The organism is Streptococcus sp. 2022WUSS135 (assembly GCF_044427045.1).
GTDB classification, from domain to species: Bacteria; Bacillota; Bacilli; order Lactobacillales; family Streptococcaceae; genus Streptococcus; species Streptococcus hashimotonensis.
This window is the reverse complement of record NZ_JAOTGL010000016.1, coordinates 33,095-48,833: the sequence shown is the minus strand read 5'-3', so window position 1 is coordinate 48,833 and position 15,739 is coordinate 33,095. Positions and strand designations below refer to the sequence as shown.

General features: G+C 40.0%; 14 protein-coding genes, 1 tRNA gene and 1 pseudogene. 6 read left to right on the top strand and 10 right to left on the bottom strand.

Annotated features, from left to right (window positions below; all coding sequences use genetic code 11):
* Window positions 1–172 precede the first annotated feature (172 nt).
* Window positions 173–1,912 (bottom strand): ABC transporter ATP-binding protein, encoded by a 1,740-nt coding sequence (locus ODU45_RS06475; RefSeq protein WP_398580993.1) that lies wholly within the window; start codon window positions 1,910–1,912, stop codon window positions 173–175.
* Window positions 1,912–3,639, bottom strand: a complete 1,728-nt coding sequence (locus ODU45_RS06470) for an ABC transporter ATP-binding protein (protein ID WP_398580992.1) — start codon at window positions 3,637–3,639, stop codon at window positions 1,912–1,914. The genes ODU45_RS06475 and ODU45_RS06470 overlap by 1 nt, the downstream gene beginning before the upstream one ends.
* Window positions 3,640–4,385: 746 nt before the next feature.
* On the opposite strand from ODU45_RS06470, the gene ODU45_RS06465 reads away from it, so the two are divergent.
* Window positions 4,386–5,153, top strand: a complete 768-nt coding sequence (locus tag ODU45_RS06465) for a DNA/RNA non-specific endonuclease (RefSeq protein ID WP_398580991.1) — start codon at window positions 4,386–4,388, stop codon at window positions 5,151–5,153.
* Between the two features lie 92 nt (window positions 5,154–5,245).
* Here ODU45_RS06465 and ODU45_RS06460 read toward each other — a convergent pair.
* Window positions 5,246–5,431 (bottom strand): annotated as a pseudogene (locus ODU45_RS06460) (transposase); the annotation flags it as partial.
* Window positions 5,432–5,619: 188 nt separating this feature from the next.
* On the opposite strand from ODU45_RS06460, the gene ODU45_RS06455 reads away from it, so the two are divergent.
* A tRNA-Thr gene (locus ODU45_RS06455) sits at window positions 5,620–5,692 on the top strand.
* 267 nt (window positions 5,693–5,959) lie between these two features.
* On the opposite strand, the gene ODU45_RS06450 is transcribed toward ODU45_RS06455, so the two are convergent.
* The gene (locus tag ODU45_RS06450) at window positions 5,960–6,283 is read right to left on the bottom strand and encodes a tyrosine-type recombinase/integrase (RefSeq protein ID WP_398580994.1); all 324 of its coding nucleotides are present in this window, start codon (window positions 6,281–6,283) and stop codon (window positions 5,960–5,962) included.
* A gap of 938 nt (window positions 6,284–7,221) precedes the next feature.
* On the opposite strand from ODU45_RS06450, the gene ODU45_RS06445 reads away from it, so the two are divergent.
* The 3 genes from ODU45_RS06445 to ODU45_RS06435 are packed head-to-tail and all read left to right on the top strand — an operon-like array spanning window position 7,222 to window position 9,985.
* Window positions 7,222–7,692 (top strand): ferrous iron transport protein A, encoded by a 471-nt coding sequence (locus ODU45_RS06445; RefSeq protein WP_141605063.1) that lies wholly within the window; start codon window positions 7,222–7,224, stop codon window positions 7,690–7,692.
* Window positions 7,689–9,833, top strand: coding sequence for a ferrous iron transport protein B (feoB, locus tag ODU45_RS06440; RefSeq protein WP_398580990.1), 2,145 nt, complete (start codon window positions 7,689–7,691; stop codon window positions 9,831–9,833). The genes ODU45_RS06445 and feoB overlap by 4 nt, the downstream gene beginning before the upstream one ends.
* Window positions 9,833–9,985 carry a FeoB-associated Cys-rich membrane protein gene (locus ODU45_RS06435; protein WP_085461704.1) on the top strand — a complete coding sequence of 51 codons (153 nt, stop codon included), beginning with the start codon at window positions 9,833–9,835 and terminating at the stop codon, window positions 9,983–9,985. Before feoB ends, ODU45_RS06435 begins: the two co-directional genes overlap by 1 nt.
* 52 nt (window positions 9,986–10,037) lie before the next feature.
* Here ODU45_RS06435 and ftsX read toward each other — a convergent pair whose 3' ends face one another.
* From ftsX to ODU45_RS06405, 6 genes are all read right to left on the bottom strand, one after another.
* Complete coding sequence (gene ftsX, locus ODU45_RS06430; protein WP_161940660.1) at window positions 10,038–10,967, bottom strand: permease-like cell division protein FtsX; 930 nt, start codon at window positions 10,965–10,967, stop codon at window positions 10,038–10,040.
* A complete protein-coding gene (gene ftsE / locus ODU45_RS06425; RefSeq protein ID WP_002936190.1) occupies window positions 10,960–11,652 on the bottom strand; it encodes a cell division ATP-binding protein FtsE in 693 nt (230 codons plus the stop codon). The genes ftsX and ftsE overlap by 8 nt, the downstream gene beginning before the upstream one ends.
* A 142-nt stretch (window positions 11,653–11,794) precedes the next feature.
* A protein-coding gene (prfB, locus tag ODU45_RS06420) for a peptide chain release factor 2 (RefSeq protein WP_398580989.1) occupies window positions 11,795–12,890 on the bottom strand; the annotation gives its coding sequence in 2 pieces (ribosomal slippage) (window positions 11,795–12,817 and window positions 12,819–12,890; 1,095 coding nt in all).
* Between the two features lie 34 nt (window positions 12,891–12,924).
* Window positions 12,925–14,052, bottom strand: a complete 1,128-nt coding sequence (gene queG / locus ODU45_RS06415) for a tRNA epoxyqueuosine(34) reductase QueG (RefSeq protein ID WP_136647312.1) — start codon at window positions 14,050–14,052, stop codon at window positions 12,925–12,927.
* A gap of 40 nt (window positions 14,053–14,092) precedes the next feature.
* Window positions 14,093–14,581: a VanZ family protein gene (locus ODU45_RS06410; RefSeq protein WP_024406710.1), complete on the bottom strand. Its 489-nt coding sequence runs from the start codon at window positions 14,579–14,581 to the stop codon at window positions 14,093–14,095.
* Window positions 14,582–14,751: 170 nt separating this feature from the next.
* Entirely contained in the window at window positions 14,752–15,168 is a 417-nt protein-coding gene (locus tag ODU45_RS06405; RefSeq protein ID WP_105242369.1) for a TM2 domain-containing protein, read from the bottom strand.
* 133 nt (window positions 15,169–15,301) lie between these two features.
* Between ODU45_RS06405 and ODU45_RS06400 the strand changes: the two genes are divergently transcribed.
* Window positions 15,302–15,691 carry a hypothetical protein gene (locus ODU45_RS06400; RefSeq protein ID WP_398580988.1) on the top strand — a complete coding sequence of 130 codons (390 nt, stop codon included), beginning with the start codon at window positions 15,302–15,304 and terminating at the stop codon, window positions 15,689–15,691.
* Window positions 15,692–15,739: the final 48 nt, after the last annotated feature.

Below are 15,739 nucleotides of genomic sequence, written 5' to 3'. Positions count from 1 at the left end.
ATGGCTTGAACACCTTTATTGTATCGCGTTTGGAGTTTTTTGGTATAACCTTCGTCGCGCACCCGCATAGCGGGTGGTTTATTTGTCACGCACCTTACGGAGCGTGACGGACTAAAAGTCACATAATTATAGCAAAAAATTCCAGCCAAAGCTTGGAATTTTTAACTGCTTATTACACCTTTGCTTGAATCTCATGCATTTGAGCATATACTCCACCACGTACAACCAATTCTTCATGCTTCCCATGTTCAATAATTCGACCTTGATCTAAGACAAGAATCTGGTCTGCATTTTGAATGGTAGAAAGTCGGTGAGCAATAATAAAGGTTGTCCGACCTTCTTTTACCACTTCCATGGCATGTTGGATAATTTCTTCCGTCTCCGTATCAATATGAGAAGTTGCTTCATCCAATATCAGAATTTTAGGATCAGAGTAGAGTGTCCGCGCAAAGGCAATCAACTGACGTTCCCCACTTGAAAAGGCCGCCCCCTTCTCAACAACCGGTTCATCAATCCCTTTCTCTAAGCGAGATAGCATAGGCCTTGCACCAACTTTTTCTAGCGCCTGCATGATTCTTGTTCTATCTGCTTCCTCTTCATTCATGGAAACATTGCTGGCAATCGTCCCTGTAAAGAGATAGGGATCTTGCAAAACAATCCCCATGTGACTGCGCAGGCTTTCACGAGAATAATCACGGATATTTTTCCCATCAATCAGTACACGTCCCTCCTGTGGATCATAGAAACGATAGAGGAGGTTCATAATAGAAGACTTACCAGACCCAGTATGCCCAACCAGAGCAACTGTTTCTCCTTTTTCTGCCCGAATGGTAATATCTTTCAAAACTGGTCTGTTTTCTTCATAGCTAAAGTTCACGTGTTCAAACACGACTTGCCCTTGTTCAACTTCCAAAATACGATCACAGTCGTCCTCCACCTCTTCTTCTAGAAGGGCCATTAGACGCTTACCTGTTTCAAAAGAGCGAAGCATATTTGGGAACTGTTGAACCAGCGCTCCCAAAGCAATGAAGACTCCTTCGATATAGTTGACATAAACAAAGAGTTTCCCAGCTGTAACTCCATCCTGTCCTGCAAGAAACTGATAGCCGACTACCGTTAAAATCGCAGCAATGACTAAATTTTGCAGAAAACCACTCAGATTCCACGTGGCAAGAGACTGGGCCCAGATAATCTTATTATCTGCCCGACGCATCTTGTCAGCAGTCACTTCAAATTCTCTCATGATGCGCTCTTCTTGTCCAAAAAGTTGAATCAAACTTGCACCATTCATGGTCTCATTCACCTGCGTATTGACGTCACTCCTTGCATCATAAAAATCCTTCATTGGCTTGTCTGTCATTTTCTTGTAAGCAAATTGAATACCGATATAGAGTGGTATCAAGAGTAACATCAGCCAACCGAGACTCCTATTCATGTAAAATAGAACACCGTATGTAAAGAGCAAACGAACAATATTGTTAAAGACATTAACTAAGGTCCCATAAAATTGTGTCCGCAGGGTTTCTGTATCATTGACAATTCTAGTTGCAATTTTTCCAGCGGGCTTATCATCAAAATAAGAAATAGGCAACCGTTGCATAACATCGTAGGCTTGATTACGCAGATTTTCAGCAATACGATTGGCACAATGCATGAGTAAACGCATAGATAGGTAGAAGCCAATAGCTCCCAGAATAATCATTCCCATATATTGAACTGACTGGTTTAAGAAAACAGCTTCATCAAAGGGCAAACCCTTGCTTAAATCCGTAATCGGTCCATCAATCGCCTGCTGAATCAGCAGAGGAGCCAATCGAACCATGGTCGAAGCCAATAGATAGAAGCCGACAGCTACTATAAATAGCCACTTAACACGACCGATTTGTTTTAATAAAAAACCTAAAATAGTCATTACTCTCCTCCTTCCTGGCTTTGTTGTCGTTGGTATTGTTCATAGTACCAACCTCTTTGGGCAAGCAAATCAGCTGGATGCCCTTCCTCAACGATACGCCCCTCATCCAAGACTAGTACCCAGTCTGCATGATTGACAGCAGATAGACGATGGGTCACGATGACATTGGTTTTACCTGCACGTTCTTGTTGAATATTTTGGATAATCTGGCGTTCTGTCCGAGCATCCACTGCCGACAAAGAATCATCTAGAATTAGCAAATCTGGCTCTCGCAGGAAAGCACGGGCGATGGAAATCCGTTGTTTCTGACCGCCAGAAATAGACACACCACGCTCACCAATCATGGTATCAAGACCATCACTCATCCGTTTTAAATCTTGACTAAAAGCTGCTGTGGCAATGGCTTGTTCAATCTCCTCAGAGCTACTAGCTACTTTCCCAAGGGCAATATTTTCTCCAACAGACCTTGAAAACAAAATGTGTTCTTGTGGAACATAACCAATTTTTTCCTCTATACTAGAACGTTTAAAGTCTAAAACAGATTGATGATTGATGAAAAAATTTCCCTGACCAATCGGATACTGGCGTAAGAATTGACGAACCAAGGTCGTTTTTCCCGAACCAGTCTTCCCAACGATACCTACAGTTTGCCCTGCTTTCAGTGTCCAATTGATGTCCTGTAGGCTGGTTCTTTCCGCCTGTGGATAACTAAAGCTATAATTTTTGAAGGAAATACTAGACAGCTCTGCAATTTCCTTAGAACCATCAGCCTCCAAATCATCACCCGTCTCAATCAGCTCTTGCAGTTTTTCGAAAGATGTCTTACCAGTCTGATAAACAAGGATGAAATCTGCTAGTGTCCAAAACGGCTCTAAAAGCGAACCAACATACAATTGAAGGGCAATTACTTGTCCCAAGGTCAGTTGCCCTGCTCTCACGGCTTGTGCCCCCATGAGAAGCACGAAAATAGTAGATAATCCCAAACAGACTGTGGCTAATGGATTATACAATGATTGCAAGGAAGTGATGCGATCCCCACCCTGAGCCAATTGCTTGGTACGAGCTTGAAATTGAGCCTTTTGAGTTGCTTTTTTACTATAAGCCCTAGTCACTCGAATGCCTTCGATGACCTCCAAAACTTCATTATTGAGCTGGGCTACAGCTTCCCTATTGGCATCAATCGCCTTATCTTGTTTTCTCCCGATAAAAAATATACATAGTGTCATGAACAGCATCGGTAGTAAAGCTACTAGCGAAATTTTCCAATCAATAAAGAACATCGTGGGAATGATAAAAGCCAACATACCGCCTGCATAGACGACAATCATAAGACCGTAACCCACCATCTCCATCAGGCCATCCACATCCGTTGAAAAACGAGTCATGACATCTCCTGAGCGGAATTTTTCATAAAATGGAGTCCGCATGGTCACTAATTTTTTAAAGGCACGTTGCTGCATATCAAACTTGAAATTGACAGAGGCCTGAAATAATTTCAGATGCCAAATGAAGGCTGTTGCATAGTTCAGCACTGTTACCAATAACAATAAGGTCATCTCCTGAACCAATATGGCCTGAGTCAATTCATTCTTGGTCAGTATATCGACCATCCGCTGTATGATTTGCGTTGGTAGCAAAAGTGTGGCGTCATAAATAATCAAGGTCACAGCAACCAATAGATAGAGCCACTTATGACGCTTGATGTAGTCAAAAATTAATCGAAACATATATCTCCTTTACAAATCTATAACCTATCATTTGCCACTTTATTCAATGAGTAACAGTTGATAGACCTTACCTTTCTAAGCGCACAAAAAAGCCTAGGGAAGCATCTCACTCCACCTAGGCTTGTGTAAGTCCACAAAAATAGACCAGCTCTTGAACATAGTCGACAATTTTTATCACACCATGACCACAGTGCTTGATTGTCTCAACGTTTCAAAATATAGCCCACGAAAAACGACAAAAGTACATCAATGAGCTTTGTTTTCCTGCTTAGAAAGGAGTGTATGATAAAAAATAGCTTGCTGCATGACAAGTTGCTTGTTCATTTGTTTTACTCCTTTCATATTTCTAAGCCCTATTCTACCACAATAAACATTCATGTCAAGGGATTTTTCAAAAAAACAGCCTGAATAGGCTATCCCATACTTATATTAGTTTCCAGGATATTTTAAAAATACTTGTATTGGTAGAAATGTAAAATAGCCGATTTAATCGCATTTTAAATTTATTTTTACAACTCATTAATACATTCTTTTTTACTTTTGGAGCGAATTGGGGACAACGACTCCAATTTCCTCATCACCCCCTGCAGCTTCTCTGCAGTCTAACTTCTTCATCTATTTTAATTCGCAAAAAAATTAAAAAAATTGAGAATTATTTTTTTATCATGACTTTTTATTACTATAGTTGATTGATTTTATTTTAGTGATACAATTAAATCGAAAAATAAAACAAAGGAGATATTAATATGTCTACACAATATCGTTGCGTTTGGAAAAAATTAGCAATTGCTTTGTTAATTTTTGTAACCGCTTTCTCCGCTATCCCTAGCCAAGCTAGTACCGGGAAGAGGATTAAGAAATTCCCGAGTACTTCACATATCGAACTTCGCACGGATGTTAGTAATATCCCTGGTACATTGCCATTTGATGGGCAAAATAGACAACTTTCACTTGGAGAGCTAGATAGTCTCAACCGACCTACCTATGCACATATCCAGCTCAGAGACCAAGACGAACCTACGCTGACACGAGAAACTTTAACATACAATCCTGTTGGTTGGTTTAATTACAAAGTACCATATAACGGGAAAAAAACTTGGTTAATGAATAGGGGGCATTTAGTTGGTTATCAGTTTAGCGGTTTGAATAACGAGGCTAGAAACCTGGTGACCATGACAGCCTACCTTAACACAGGAGCCCTATCGGGAGCTAATGATAGTAATCCAGAAGGAATGCTTTATTACGAGAATAGACTGGATAGCTGGTTAGCTTTACACCCAAACTATTGGTTAGATTATAAAGTAACTCCGGTATATCAAGACGATGAACTAGTCCCTCGTCAAGTGATTTTGCAGTATGTCGGTATTGACTCAGAAGGGCAGGCGTTACAGATTAGATTAGGCGGCGAAAAAGAAGTAGTAGACAATTACGGTATTACTACCGTTACACTAGAAAATGTATCACCTTTAGCGGAAATTAACTATGAGACAGGCATGTCTCCTACTATTAGGTAAAAAATATAAGAGGCTGCCAAAAACTAGCCAGTAAATGAAAACACAGATAGATTGAGCTGATTTTGATGAAATCCAGCCGAACTATCTGTGTTTTTCTTTTTATTGTTACTATCTTGGGCTAATTTTTTAGCCAATTTCGTTAAATTCATACTCATTAGGAGGAAGCCTATCTCTGTTTCAACCACCTTTTATCCTCTGACATGGACTCTACGCACGCCAAAAACACCCTTCATCCTACCAAATACAGGTTCGACATCCACCTTGCGTTTGGCATAAATTGTCAGATACTGACTTGTCCCATAGTAAGTTCTACCTTATTTCTTTGTCTTATTCTAGTTTCCAGTTTTTAAGACAGACTAGAACTTACTTTGGGAATTTACTTTGAAAAGTTAGCACTCTCTTTTTCTTTTTATTTTAAAAAAATCCATTGACATTTTTTTGAGATATGATATACTAATCAAGTACTGCTGGTTTAGCTCAGTCGGTAGAGCGCATCCATGGTAAGGATGAGGTCGCCGGTTCAATCCCGGCAACTAGCATGGAATAACGTTAAAACCCTTGATACACAGGGGTTTTTATTATGTCTTCTCCAATTTGCCCCAAATTTTTAGAAGATTTTTCTGACCTTGTCATTGCTCTTCTCTTTTAATGATTCAAGCTGATGGACATAGACCTTGAGTTTAATGTTTAAATTTTCATGTCCAAGTAATTGAGAGATAGAGATGAGCTCTACTCCTTGCGTAATCAGATAAGATACGTAGATAGGTCTCAATGAATGTATATGAACATTTCGACCGACAATCTTCCTAATCAGAAGCAAAGACTCTATTCTGATTATTCTCAATCCAGCACTTTTCTTTATAGTCTTTCATCAACTTGACAGTATGATCATAGATAGGTATTTTATGCACTGAACTGGTATTCTTAGTCGGAGCAAAGTCAAAGGTGGTATTGTAGTTGTATATCTTGTTGACATCTATAATCTTGTTTTCAAAGCTGATGTCATTCCATGTCAGCCCCAATGCTTCAGCAAAGCGTATGTCTGTACCTGCTATTAGGTAGATAATGACGTAGGAGTGGTATCGAATATTCTGTCTGGCACATTCGATAAGACTTGTATATTCGTTGATTTCAAGAAATTTTGCTTCTTTTGGTTCGGACTCTACTGATGAACGTATGGTAGTAAAATCGCAGAAATTCCGCTCAATAATGCCTCATGTACCGCCATCTTCACGGTTGCCTTTGCTTGATAATGGAACTTTTCAACTGTTTCCTGTGTGTGAGTACTGGCAAACTGATTCAGTACTTGTTGCTACATACTGTTGGTTATTTCGCATAGTTTCGTATTTTCGAAATATAATTTTATTTTCTTTTCTGTATACTCGTATTTTTTCCAAGTAACCTGGCTGAGATTTGATTTTTTGTGAATTTGTGCCTAATTGCTACAGCATTCAAAATATGCCATTGATTTACCCTTTTTATTTTGTTAAAATGGGTGTAGGAAAGAGACCTACTGAAAAGCAGTTTTTTACTATACTTGACACCCTACACTCAAATTTTACGACGGAGAGTGTTGGGATTTTTTGTTTTTTAAAAATAAAAGGGAATGAGAAAGAATTCGACTAGTCAAAAACATATGTAGGCTCGGGCTAAAATAGTCCACTGGACTGTTTCACTCCCACACCCGCACAACTCCAACATTCAGAGTAGTGACTGTTAAAGCCAATCAACCACTGCGCTGAGAGGTTGACACGAACTCTGAGAAGTGGCGCTGAACTTGAGCCCAGTCTCATCACGATATGGGACCAAGTCCTAAATGTAAACTTTATGGAGCTAAACTCCTGACAGTCATATTGTAGGATATTTTATAAATAAGTCAAGAAATTAGAATAAATATAGTTCTTTCAATTTACCATACACTTTTACTTTTCTCAGACTAACTTCTAGAATGTCTGAAACTAGAACTCACTTTGAGTAATTTACCGAAAATAAGTCGTTCCTAAAAATTATCTGACATTTTTAAGGAATTATGCTATACTATTGTTATAAAAATCACAAAGGAAACGATATGAAACTGCAAAACCTTCAAGTTGGACAATCTTATTTAGTCAAAGATTGTCTAACGCAAGATGATATTCGTAAACACTTAGCGCACTTGGGTTTAAAAGTCGGAGAAGAGATTCGCATCATTTCAAAAACCAAGACCAATGCAATTTTCCAAGTCAAGGCAAGCCGTCTAGCCCTAGATAGAGAAATTATTGAATCTCTGGTTTTAATAGAAAAATCAGCTACGGAAATAATCAATCTATCTGAGGCACCTATTGGTAGCTCAGCTAAGGTCATGGACATCTATGCAACAGGTGCACTCCGTCGTCGCCTCATGGATATGGGACTTACAAAGAACACGCAGCTATTTCTCAAAAAAGTCGCTCCCCTGGGCGATCCAATCGAAATTACCTTGAGAGGATACGAGCTGACACTACGCAAATCCGAAGCGCAAATGATTGGTGTTCAAATCACAAACGAGGTGAGGAAATGACAAAACACATCGCCCTTGCAGGAAATCCAAATAGCGGAAAAACAACCCTTTTCAACCTCCTAACAGGAACCAACCAACGTGTTGGTAACTGGCCTGGAGTTACCGTTGAAAGAAAATCTGGAACGATCAAAAAGCGGAAACATTTACTAATTCAAGATTTACCAGGTATCTACTCGCTGTCTCCCTACACACCAGAAGAACGGGTTGCCAGAGATTATTTGATAGCGGACCAACCAGCTGCTATCCTCAACGTCCTTGATGCAACAAACTTGGAGCGAAATCTCTATCTGACCTTGCAGTTATTAGAAATGGGTCTTCCTACTGTTATCGCCCTCAATATGACAGACGCCCTGAAAAGTCAAGGTCGCTCAATAAACAGCGACCAACTCTCCTATCAACTGGGAGTTCCTGTACAGCCTATCAGTGCACTAAAAAAGATAGGTATATCCCAGCTCCTCCATGAAGTAGAAAAAATTACCAATCAGCAAGCCGAGCCAATCTATCCTCAGTATGATAAGCAATTTGAAGCCGGTCTCGCCCAAGTTATTGACCTATTACCGGATTCCATCCCAAATCATCAAAAACGCTTCTACGCCATTAAGCTACTCGAACAAGATCAAGTCATTCTAGACCAATTGCAACTCAATGCACAAGACATGCTTGATTTGACCGAAATCATTGCCATTTTGGAAAAAATTTACGCAGACGATATGGAAGCCATTATCGTCAATCAACGCTACCAATTTATCGAGAAAATCACAGAACTGGTCACAAAAGACAGCGATAAGGCTTTTAACCTGTCTGATAACATCGACCGACTTGTTACCAATCGTTTTCTTGCCCTCCCTATCTTTGCGGCAGTCATGTGGCTGACCTACTTCCTGTCTATTCAAACGGTTGGCACAATGGGGACGGACTGGGTGAATGATGTCCTCTTCGGAGAGCTTGTTCCAGGCCTTATTCAGGAAAATCTAGATCGATTTGAAATCGCTGGCTGGCTACAATCTCTGGTCCTTGATGGCATTATTGCAGGATGCGGAGCCATTCTCGGTTTTGTACCACAAATTTTCGTCCTCTTCGTCTGCTTGGGAATCTTGGAAGACATCGGCTATATGAGCCGAGTCGCCTTTGTCATGGATAGGATTTTTAGACGTTTTGGTCTATCAGGCAAATCCTTTATTCCCATGTTGATTTCCACAGGCTGTGGCGTTCCTGGAGTCATGGCAAGTCGGACTATTGAAAATGAACAGGACCGAAAAATCACCATTATGACAGCAACCTTCATGCCCTGTTCTGCTAAACTTCCTATCATTTCGCTGGTAGCCGGTGCTTTCTTTCCTGACAATCCTTGGATTGCTCCAAGCGCCTATTTTGTCGGTATGGCCGCCATCGTCCTATCCGGAATGGCACTAAAAAAGACCAAGCAGCTCGGTGGAGTCGCAAGCCCCTTTATCATGGAATTACCATCTTATCACTTACCGAAACTCAGTACGGTTCTCCGGTATGCATTCGATAAGGCACTTAGTTTTATCAAACGAGCTGGTACCATTATATTTGTGACCAACATCATTATTTGGTTCAGCAGTTCCTATAATTGGTCCTTACAAATGGTAGAAACAGATGAGAGTATCTTAGCCTCCATTGGACGCAGTTTTTCTCTCCTCTTTGCCCCACTTGGTTTCGGAAATTGGCGAGCAACTGTTGCAGCCATTACAGGTCTCTTAGCCAAGGAAACCGTCATTGCCACCTTTGGTATCCTCTATAAATTAGGAGAAACAACCGAAGAAAATCCCGAACTCTGGGGGCTTTTACAACAAGACTATACAGCATTATCAGCCTATTCCTTCCTAGTCTTCAATCTCCTCTGTGCCCCTTGTTTTGCGGCTATTGGTGCCATTCACCGTGAAATGGGAGAAGCTAAGTGGACATGGATTGCTATCGGTTTCCAAACAGGTTTAGCCTATGCAAGTAGTTTGGTTATCTATCAGATTGGTCTTGTACTTATCTACGGACAATTACCGACCGTCTGGACATTTATCGCTATCTTTCTAATTATCACAGCCATCTACAGCCTAGTGAAAAAACCAGCCAACACTCTTCCAATCGTCACGCTAAAAACATTAGAAAAAGGAGAATATTAATGCCCACACTTATCCTCTTTCTCATCATCGTCATCTTATTTTCTCTTGCTATTCGCAGTCTCATCAAAGGAAAAGGATCCTGCGGAGATTGTTCCTGCGACTGTACTATTAAGCAAGAGATGAACGAATCTTCTCACCATAGACATCCATAACAAAAAGGTCTGCCTCATTATTGTGCAGACCTTTTTACATGTAGCTTGTCTATTAAATTTTTAAGTAGCGGTTCATGGAAATGACTGACCCCAAGGAACCAATAATAATACCAATTACAAAAAGTGCGCCAATCATTCCTGGAACAAAGACATTCATACTAATCAGAGACAAATCTTGACTAGCAAGACTAGCATTTACCGAAGTATAAATCATCTTATAAAGAGAATAGACTAAAGCAGAAGGCAAAATAGCTCCGAGGAGACCTACCCAGGCACCTTCCCAGAGGAATGGTCCACGAATATAACTGTTTTTAGCACCAACCAGACGCATAATCTGAATTTCACGGCTACGAGAAATAATGGTAATTCGAATAGTATTGGAAATCAAGAAGACCGCTGTAAAGAGCAATAAACCAGTCGCTGCTAATCCCCATGTACGAACTAGATTAGCTAATTTAAAAATACGTTCCGTTTCAACTTCCCCATCGCGTACCTCTGTAACACCATCAATTTTAGCAATCTCTGCTGCAACAGTTTTTACATACTGCGGTTCAGTCGTATCAATGATATAAGCATCGTAAAGTGGATTGGCATCTCCTTGGAATAGGTTCCAAGTATCTCCCAAGGTAGCTGTTAATTTCTGCAACTGTTCATCCTTACTTGAATAAGTGACAGATTGTACATTTTCTAAGGCTGTAATCTGATTATACACCTTTTTATAATCTGGATTAGCTACCGTCTCTCCTGCTTCGTTCACAATCGTCTCAGCTTGATCGGTTGAGTTCGCTCTCAAATACACATTGATGCGTACATTCTGTTCCAAATCCGAAGCGAGCTTTGCCGTGTTCAAAATAACTGAAGCAAATAGACCAACCAAGGTAAGGGTAATGGCTACAGATGAAATGGCTGCAATCGTCATCCAACCATTTCGCTTCAAACTCTTCAATGACTCAATAAAGTGTCTAAAAAATCGATTACTCATCGTATCCATATTCTCCTTCCGCTTCATCACGTACTACACGACCATCTTCAATCGCAATAACACGATGACGAAGTGTATTTACAATCTGACTATTGTGTGTCGCCATCAAAATCGTTGTCCCCTGCAAATTGATTCGCTCCAATAGATTCATGATTTCCCAAGAGTTTTCAGGGTCCAAGTTACCAGTTGGTTCATCAGCAATCAATACTTTAGGATTATTTACAATGGCACGGGCAATAGCAATACGCTGTTGCTCACCACCTGAAAGTTCATTTGGGAAAGAACGAATCTTGTGCTTCAAACCAACCAAATCTAAAACTTCCATTACACGTTTCTTGATATTCCGTGGTTTCTCACCGATAACTTCCATCGCATAAGCAATATTTTCAAAGACAGTCTTTTTAGGTAAGAGTTTGTAATCTTGGAAAACCACTCCTACACTACGACGCAGAAGAGGAACATCTCTCTTTTTAATTTTTGCAAGGTCAAACTTACCAACCTTTAGACTCCCCTTATCGAGCTTTTCCTCCCGATACAAGAGTTTGATAAAGGTTGACTTACCTGCACCAGAAGGACCTACAATGTAGGCAAATTCTCCCGCTTCAACATTGACTGATACTCCGCGAAGGGCAGTCGTTCCGTTTCCATATTTCTTGGAAACGTCTTTCATTTCTATTATTCCCATAGGATTTCCTGTCTTAGACAGTCCTTTCTTTAGATTTGAGAACGTTTTTTTCAGAATACAGTCCGTATTCTCTCAAAAAACTTCCTTGATGAGCGAAAAACTATCTCTTATATACAAGTACCTCACTTGTAAATACAGGTTCTTAGCTAATTCGCCACTTTAAATAAGCATCTATAAAGCCGTCCAAGTCACCGTCCATAACCTTATCGACTTGAGCCACCTCATAACCAGTACGATGGTCTTTTACCATTGTATAAGGTGTAAAGACATAAGAACGAATCTGACTTCCCCAAGTGATTTCTTTCTTGTCTCCCTTGAGTGAGTCTACTTCTGCCGCTTTCTTCTCCTGCTCCAATTGATACAATTTAGCCTGCAAGAGTTTCATTGCACGGTCTCGGTTTCCATACTGAGTACGGTCAACTGTGGACTGAGTCACAATCCCTGTCGGAATGTGCGTCAAGCGAACACCTGTTGAGACCTTGTTGACGTTCTGTCCACCAGCACCGCCTGACCGGAAGGTATCCATCTTCACTTCATCATCTCTGATTTCAATTTCAATGGTATCGTCCAACTCAGGCATTACCTCTACAGATGTAAAGGAAGTATGACGACGCTTAGCTGAGTCAAAAGGTGAGATGCGCACCAAACGATGAACACCCATTTCTGACTTAAGCAAGCCATAGGCGTTTGGCCCAGTAAAGCTTAGAGTTACGGACTTAATACCTGCCTCATCACCAGCTTGATAATCCAAGGTTTCTACTGTAAAACCCTTGGCATTTCCATAACGCTGATACATCCGAAGGAGCATTTCTCCCCAGTCTTGTGCCTCGGTACCACCCGAACCTGGATGGATTTCCAAGATAGCGTTATTGTGATCATAGGGTTCCGACAAGAGCAAGGTCATCTCGTAGGCAGTCATGGCTTTGTCCAATTTTGCCAACTTCTCAACCAGTTCATCCCGAACAGACTCGTCTTCTGCTAGAAAATCTAGCAGAATTTCGGATTCATCATATAAATCCAACATCTGATGGAAATTTCCATAAGTATTTTTTAATTCATTCAACTCCTGAGACGTCTTCTGGGCTGCCAAATTATCATTCCAGAAATCTGGCTCCGTCATCTTGTTCTCAAGAATGGCAATCTCTTCTTCCAGACCTTCTAAGTCAAAGAGACCCCCTAAAGGAAGTTAGTTTTTTGCCAAGTTCTTCAATCTTTTGGCGAATTTCTGCTGTATCCATATACACCTCATTTTTATTCATAATCTTTATTATATCACATTTGCAAGTCCTTGACCATGCTGAGAAAGGCCGTTTGCTCCGCTATAACATCATCATTGTCTGATGAAATACCTGCGATAAAGTCTACCATTTCATCATTGGGCTGTTTGACCAATTGCCCCAAGGCCCAGATAGCCGTTGCCATGTGGACCGGATTTTGTTTTTTATCGATGATTTCTAGGAGTTTGGGAATAGCAGAGCGATCATTACTATTAGCCAAGGCTATGATGGCATTGCGCTGGAGAATATTTTTCCCTCGCCAAGAACCAGCAATCATGCCAAATTTTTCCTTGAACTGCCCATTGGACAAGTCCAAAAATGGAATCAGCTCAGGCTCAGCTAAATCAGGATCGATTTCTACAACAGGTGGACTTGAAATTCCTTTATTGTAAGGACAACAAATCTGGCAAATATCACAACCATAGATGACCGTCTTGATTTTCTTACGAAACTCCAAGTCCATCATACCCTTATCTTGTGTCTGAAAGGACAGACAGCGACGGGCATTCATGGTCGTATCACCTAATAGACAAGACGTCGGACAGGCTGCAACACAGCGATTGCAATCACCACAATCGTAATCTACTGGTTGATCTGGTTCGATGTCCAAGTTGGTCACTAATTCTCCTAAGAACATATAGGAACCAAATTCCTTAGAAATCACCAACCCATTCTTCCCAATAAAGCCAATACCGGCCCGACGAGCGACGGCTGTATCCACTAAAGCTCCCGTATCCACCATGACCTTATATTCCAAGCCATCCGTAAGTTTCTCAATTCCCCGTGCCAAACGCTCCATCTTATCTTGCAAGATATAGTGGTAATCAAGTCCCCATGAACTAGGGGTAATCTTTCCACGTTTGTATTGAGTTTTCTGGGGCTGGGTAGGCAGATGGCGTGGATAAGCTACCGCGATAGAAATGATGGTTTTAGCAGATTCTAACGACAGTTTGGGACGAATACGTTCTTCGATATTCTTGTGTTCGAAGCCTGACGAACGCCCCTCTTCCTGACTAGCACGAAGTGATTTCTCCAAATAAGCAAAATCATCTGCCGTTGTAAAACCAATCTTCGAAATTCCGATTTCCTGAGATAATTTAATAATCTCTTCCTTAATATTCATTATATTCATTTTAGCAAACTTTGGATATATTTAGCAAGACCTACATAGCTAAATAAGTTATTAATATAACAAAAAACGTTAGCGCAAAACAAAAAATATTCATACGAACATAGGCCTTCTCCCGCCAAATACTGGTCAAGACATACATGACATTAATACCGATTGCTCCCCCTAAGCCGTTTGCCAGTAAATCGGTTATATCTGCAACTCCAAGCAAAAGAAGATATTGCAGAACCTCAAAACAGAGACTCACTAACATAATCAAACATAGATTAGCCACCCACGATGCCTTGCGAAATAGCATTTCCATATAAATACCAAAGGGAATAAAACTTACAATATTAAATAGAATTTCTGGAAAATCCAGCACTCCATCATAGACTGCTGTTCCTGCAAACGGAATTAAGTTTATACTAGCATAACCATAGCGTCCATATAAGATGCTCAAGTCCATCTTAAAGACAATCATCCAAGTAAGTAAAAGGAGATAGGCAAAAAATAAAAACATACTCATTTTCTTTGTCTGCATAGAAATTCTCCTCTCAACTAGCATATTTTATCATTATATCATAAATGCTGTTCCATAAAATGTCACTTCTGTGACAAAGCTCATTCCATATTACAAGTACTTTACATCCTGCTACAAAACAGAAAAGGAAGACAATACCAAGCCTCCCCTTATTCACAAAAATATCTTACTTAAAATGTCTGATGGCTATGCTGAAAAGCCTTATATTGATGGATTTGTAGCATCAAACGCTCAAAGTTCGCCTCCTTACATGCTCGCATGATTAAGAAGCAATCAATAAACTTCCACAAATAAAGTCCCAAAAATAACAAGAACCCAATCAAGATAAATAGCGTAACAAAAGATACTGCAAAAGCAATCAGCTTGGCAAATCCCAATTCTTTATTCCCGACATAAAAACGGTCAACACCAAACTCACCGAAGAAAATAGCCAAAATAAGAGCGACAAGAGGTTGACGCATCTCAACCATCATAAGAACGTTCAAAGCCTCATCATCTAAATCTTCTAGTTCTTTTTGCAGAATGAATAACTTATCAGATGGCAAATAACTGCTTTTACTTAAAATATAATTCTGAAGATAATTCATATAAACTCCTACCTCTTCAAAATTATAGCAGTTTCTTATTCTTCAAGCAAGCCTACAGGGGAAAACAGTGTCAGAAATCGTTTACATATTTTCTTTTTTTGCTATAATGAAACTAGATTACAAGGAGGTTCATATGAGAGTTACTATTCATTATCCAAAACCTATCAAACAACTATCCTCCCAAAAACTTCCACTCCTGGTAGATGAAAAAATTGCTGGGACAGTTACTCAAGGAAAAATTCTAAGCTTACCAATTACACAATCATCTGTTACACTAAGTATTCGAGGGGATAAAAAATCAAGCATTCAAGTTAAAGACGGCGATAGGGTCCAAATAGTGGAAAGTAGTAGGTACTTCACCCTCTACTATTTCAGCTTGGCTATCCTTCCAATTGTCATCTTTTTCCAATTTTCTACGATGATAAAGATAATCCTACTTGCTACATCTCTAATCTTTACATTTTTGGGACAAGAAATCTTCCCAAAATACATTATCAGTACAGAAAAAAGCTCAGACCACTAAATCTGAGCTTTTTCAAATGATATAGTCTTCAGTTTGCTTTTAGTACAA

Coding starts and splice junctions, on each gene's coding strand:
- ftsX (WP_161940660.1), bottom strand. CDS start 10,967: ATGAGTAATCGATTTTTTAGACACTTTATTGAGTCATTGAAGAGTTTG.
- ODU45_RS06405 (WP_105242369.1), bottom strand. CDS start 15,168: ATGAATTATCTTCAGAATTATATTTTAAGTAAAAGCAGTTATTTGCCA.
- ODU45_RS06410 (WP_024406710.1), bottom strand. CDS start 14,581: ATGCAGACAAAGAAAATGAGTATGTTTTTATTTTTTGCCTATCTCCTT.
- ODU45_RS06465 (WP_398580991.1), top strand. CDS start 4,386: ATGTCTACACAATATCGTTGCGTTTGGAAAAAATTAGCAATTGCTTTG.
- ODU45_RS06435 (WP_085461704.1), top strand. CDS start 9,833: ATGCCCACACTTATCCTCTTTCTCATCATCGTCATCTTATTTTCTCTT.
- ftsE (WP_002936190.1), bottom strand. CDS start 11,652: ATGGGAATAATAGAAATGAAAGACGTTTCCAAGAAATATGGAAACGGA.
- feoB (WP_398580990.1), top strand. CDS start 7,689: ATGACAAAACACATCGCCCTTGCAGGAAATCCAAATAGCGGAAAAACA.
- ODU45_RS06475 (WP_398580993.1), bottom strand. CDS start 1,912: ATGACTATTTTAGGTTTTTTATTAAAACAAATCGGTCGTGTTAAGTGG.
- queG (WP_136647312.1), bottom strand. CDS start 14,052: ATGAATATTAAGGAAGAGATTATTAAATTATCTCAGGAAATCGGAATT.
- ODU45_RS06400 (WP_398580988.1), top strand. CDS start 15,302: ATGAGAGTTACTATTCATTATCCAAAACCTATCAAACAACTATCCTCC.
- ODU45_RS06445 (WP_141605063.1), top strand. CDS start 7,222: ATGAAACTGCAAAACCTTCAAGTTGGACAATCTTATTTAGTCAAAGAT.
- ODU45_RS06470 (WP_398580992.1), bottom strand. CDS start 3,639: ATGTTTCGATTAATTTTTGACTACATCAAGCGTCATAAGTGGCTCTAT.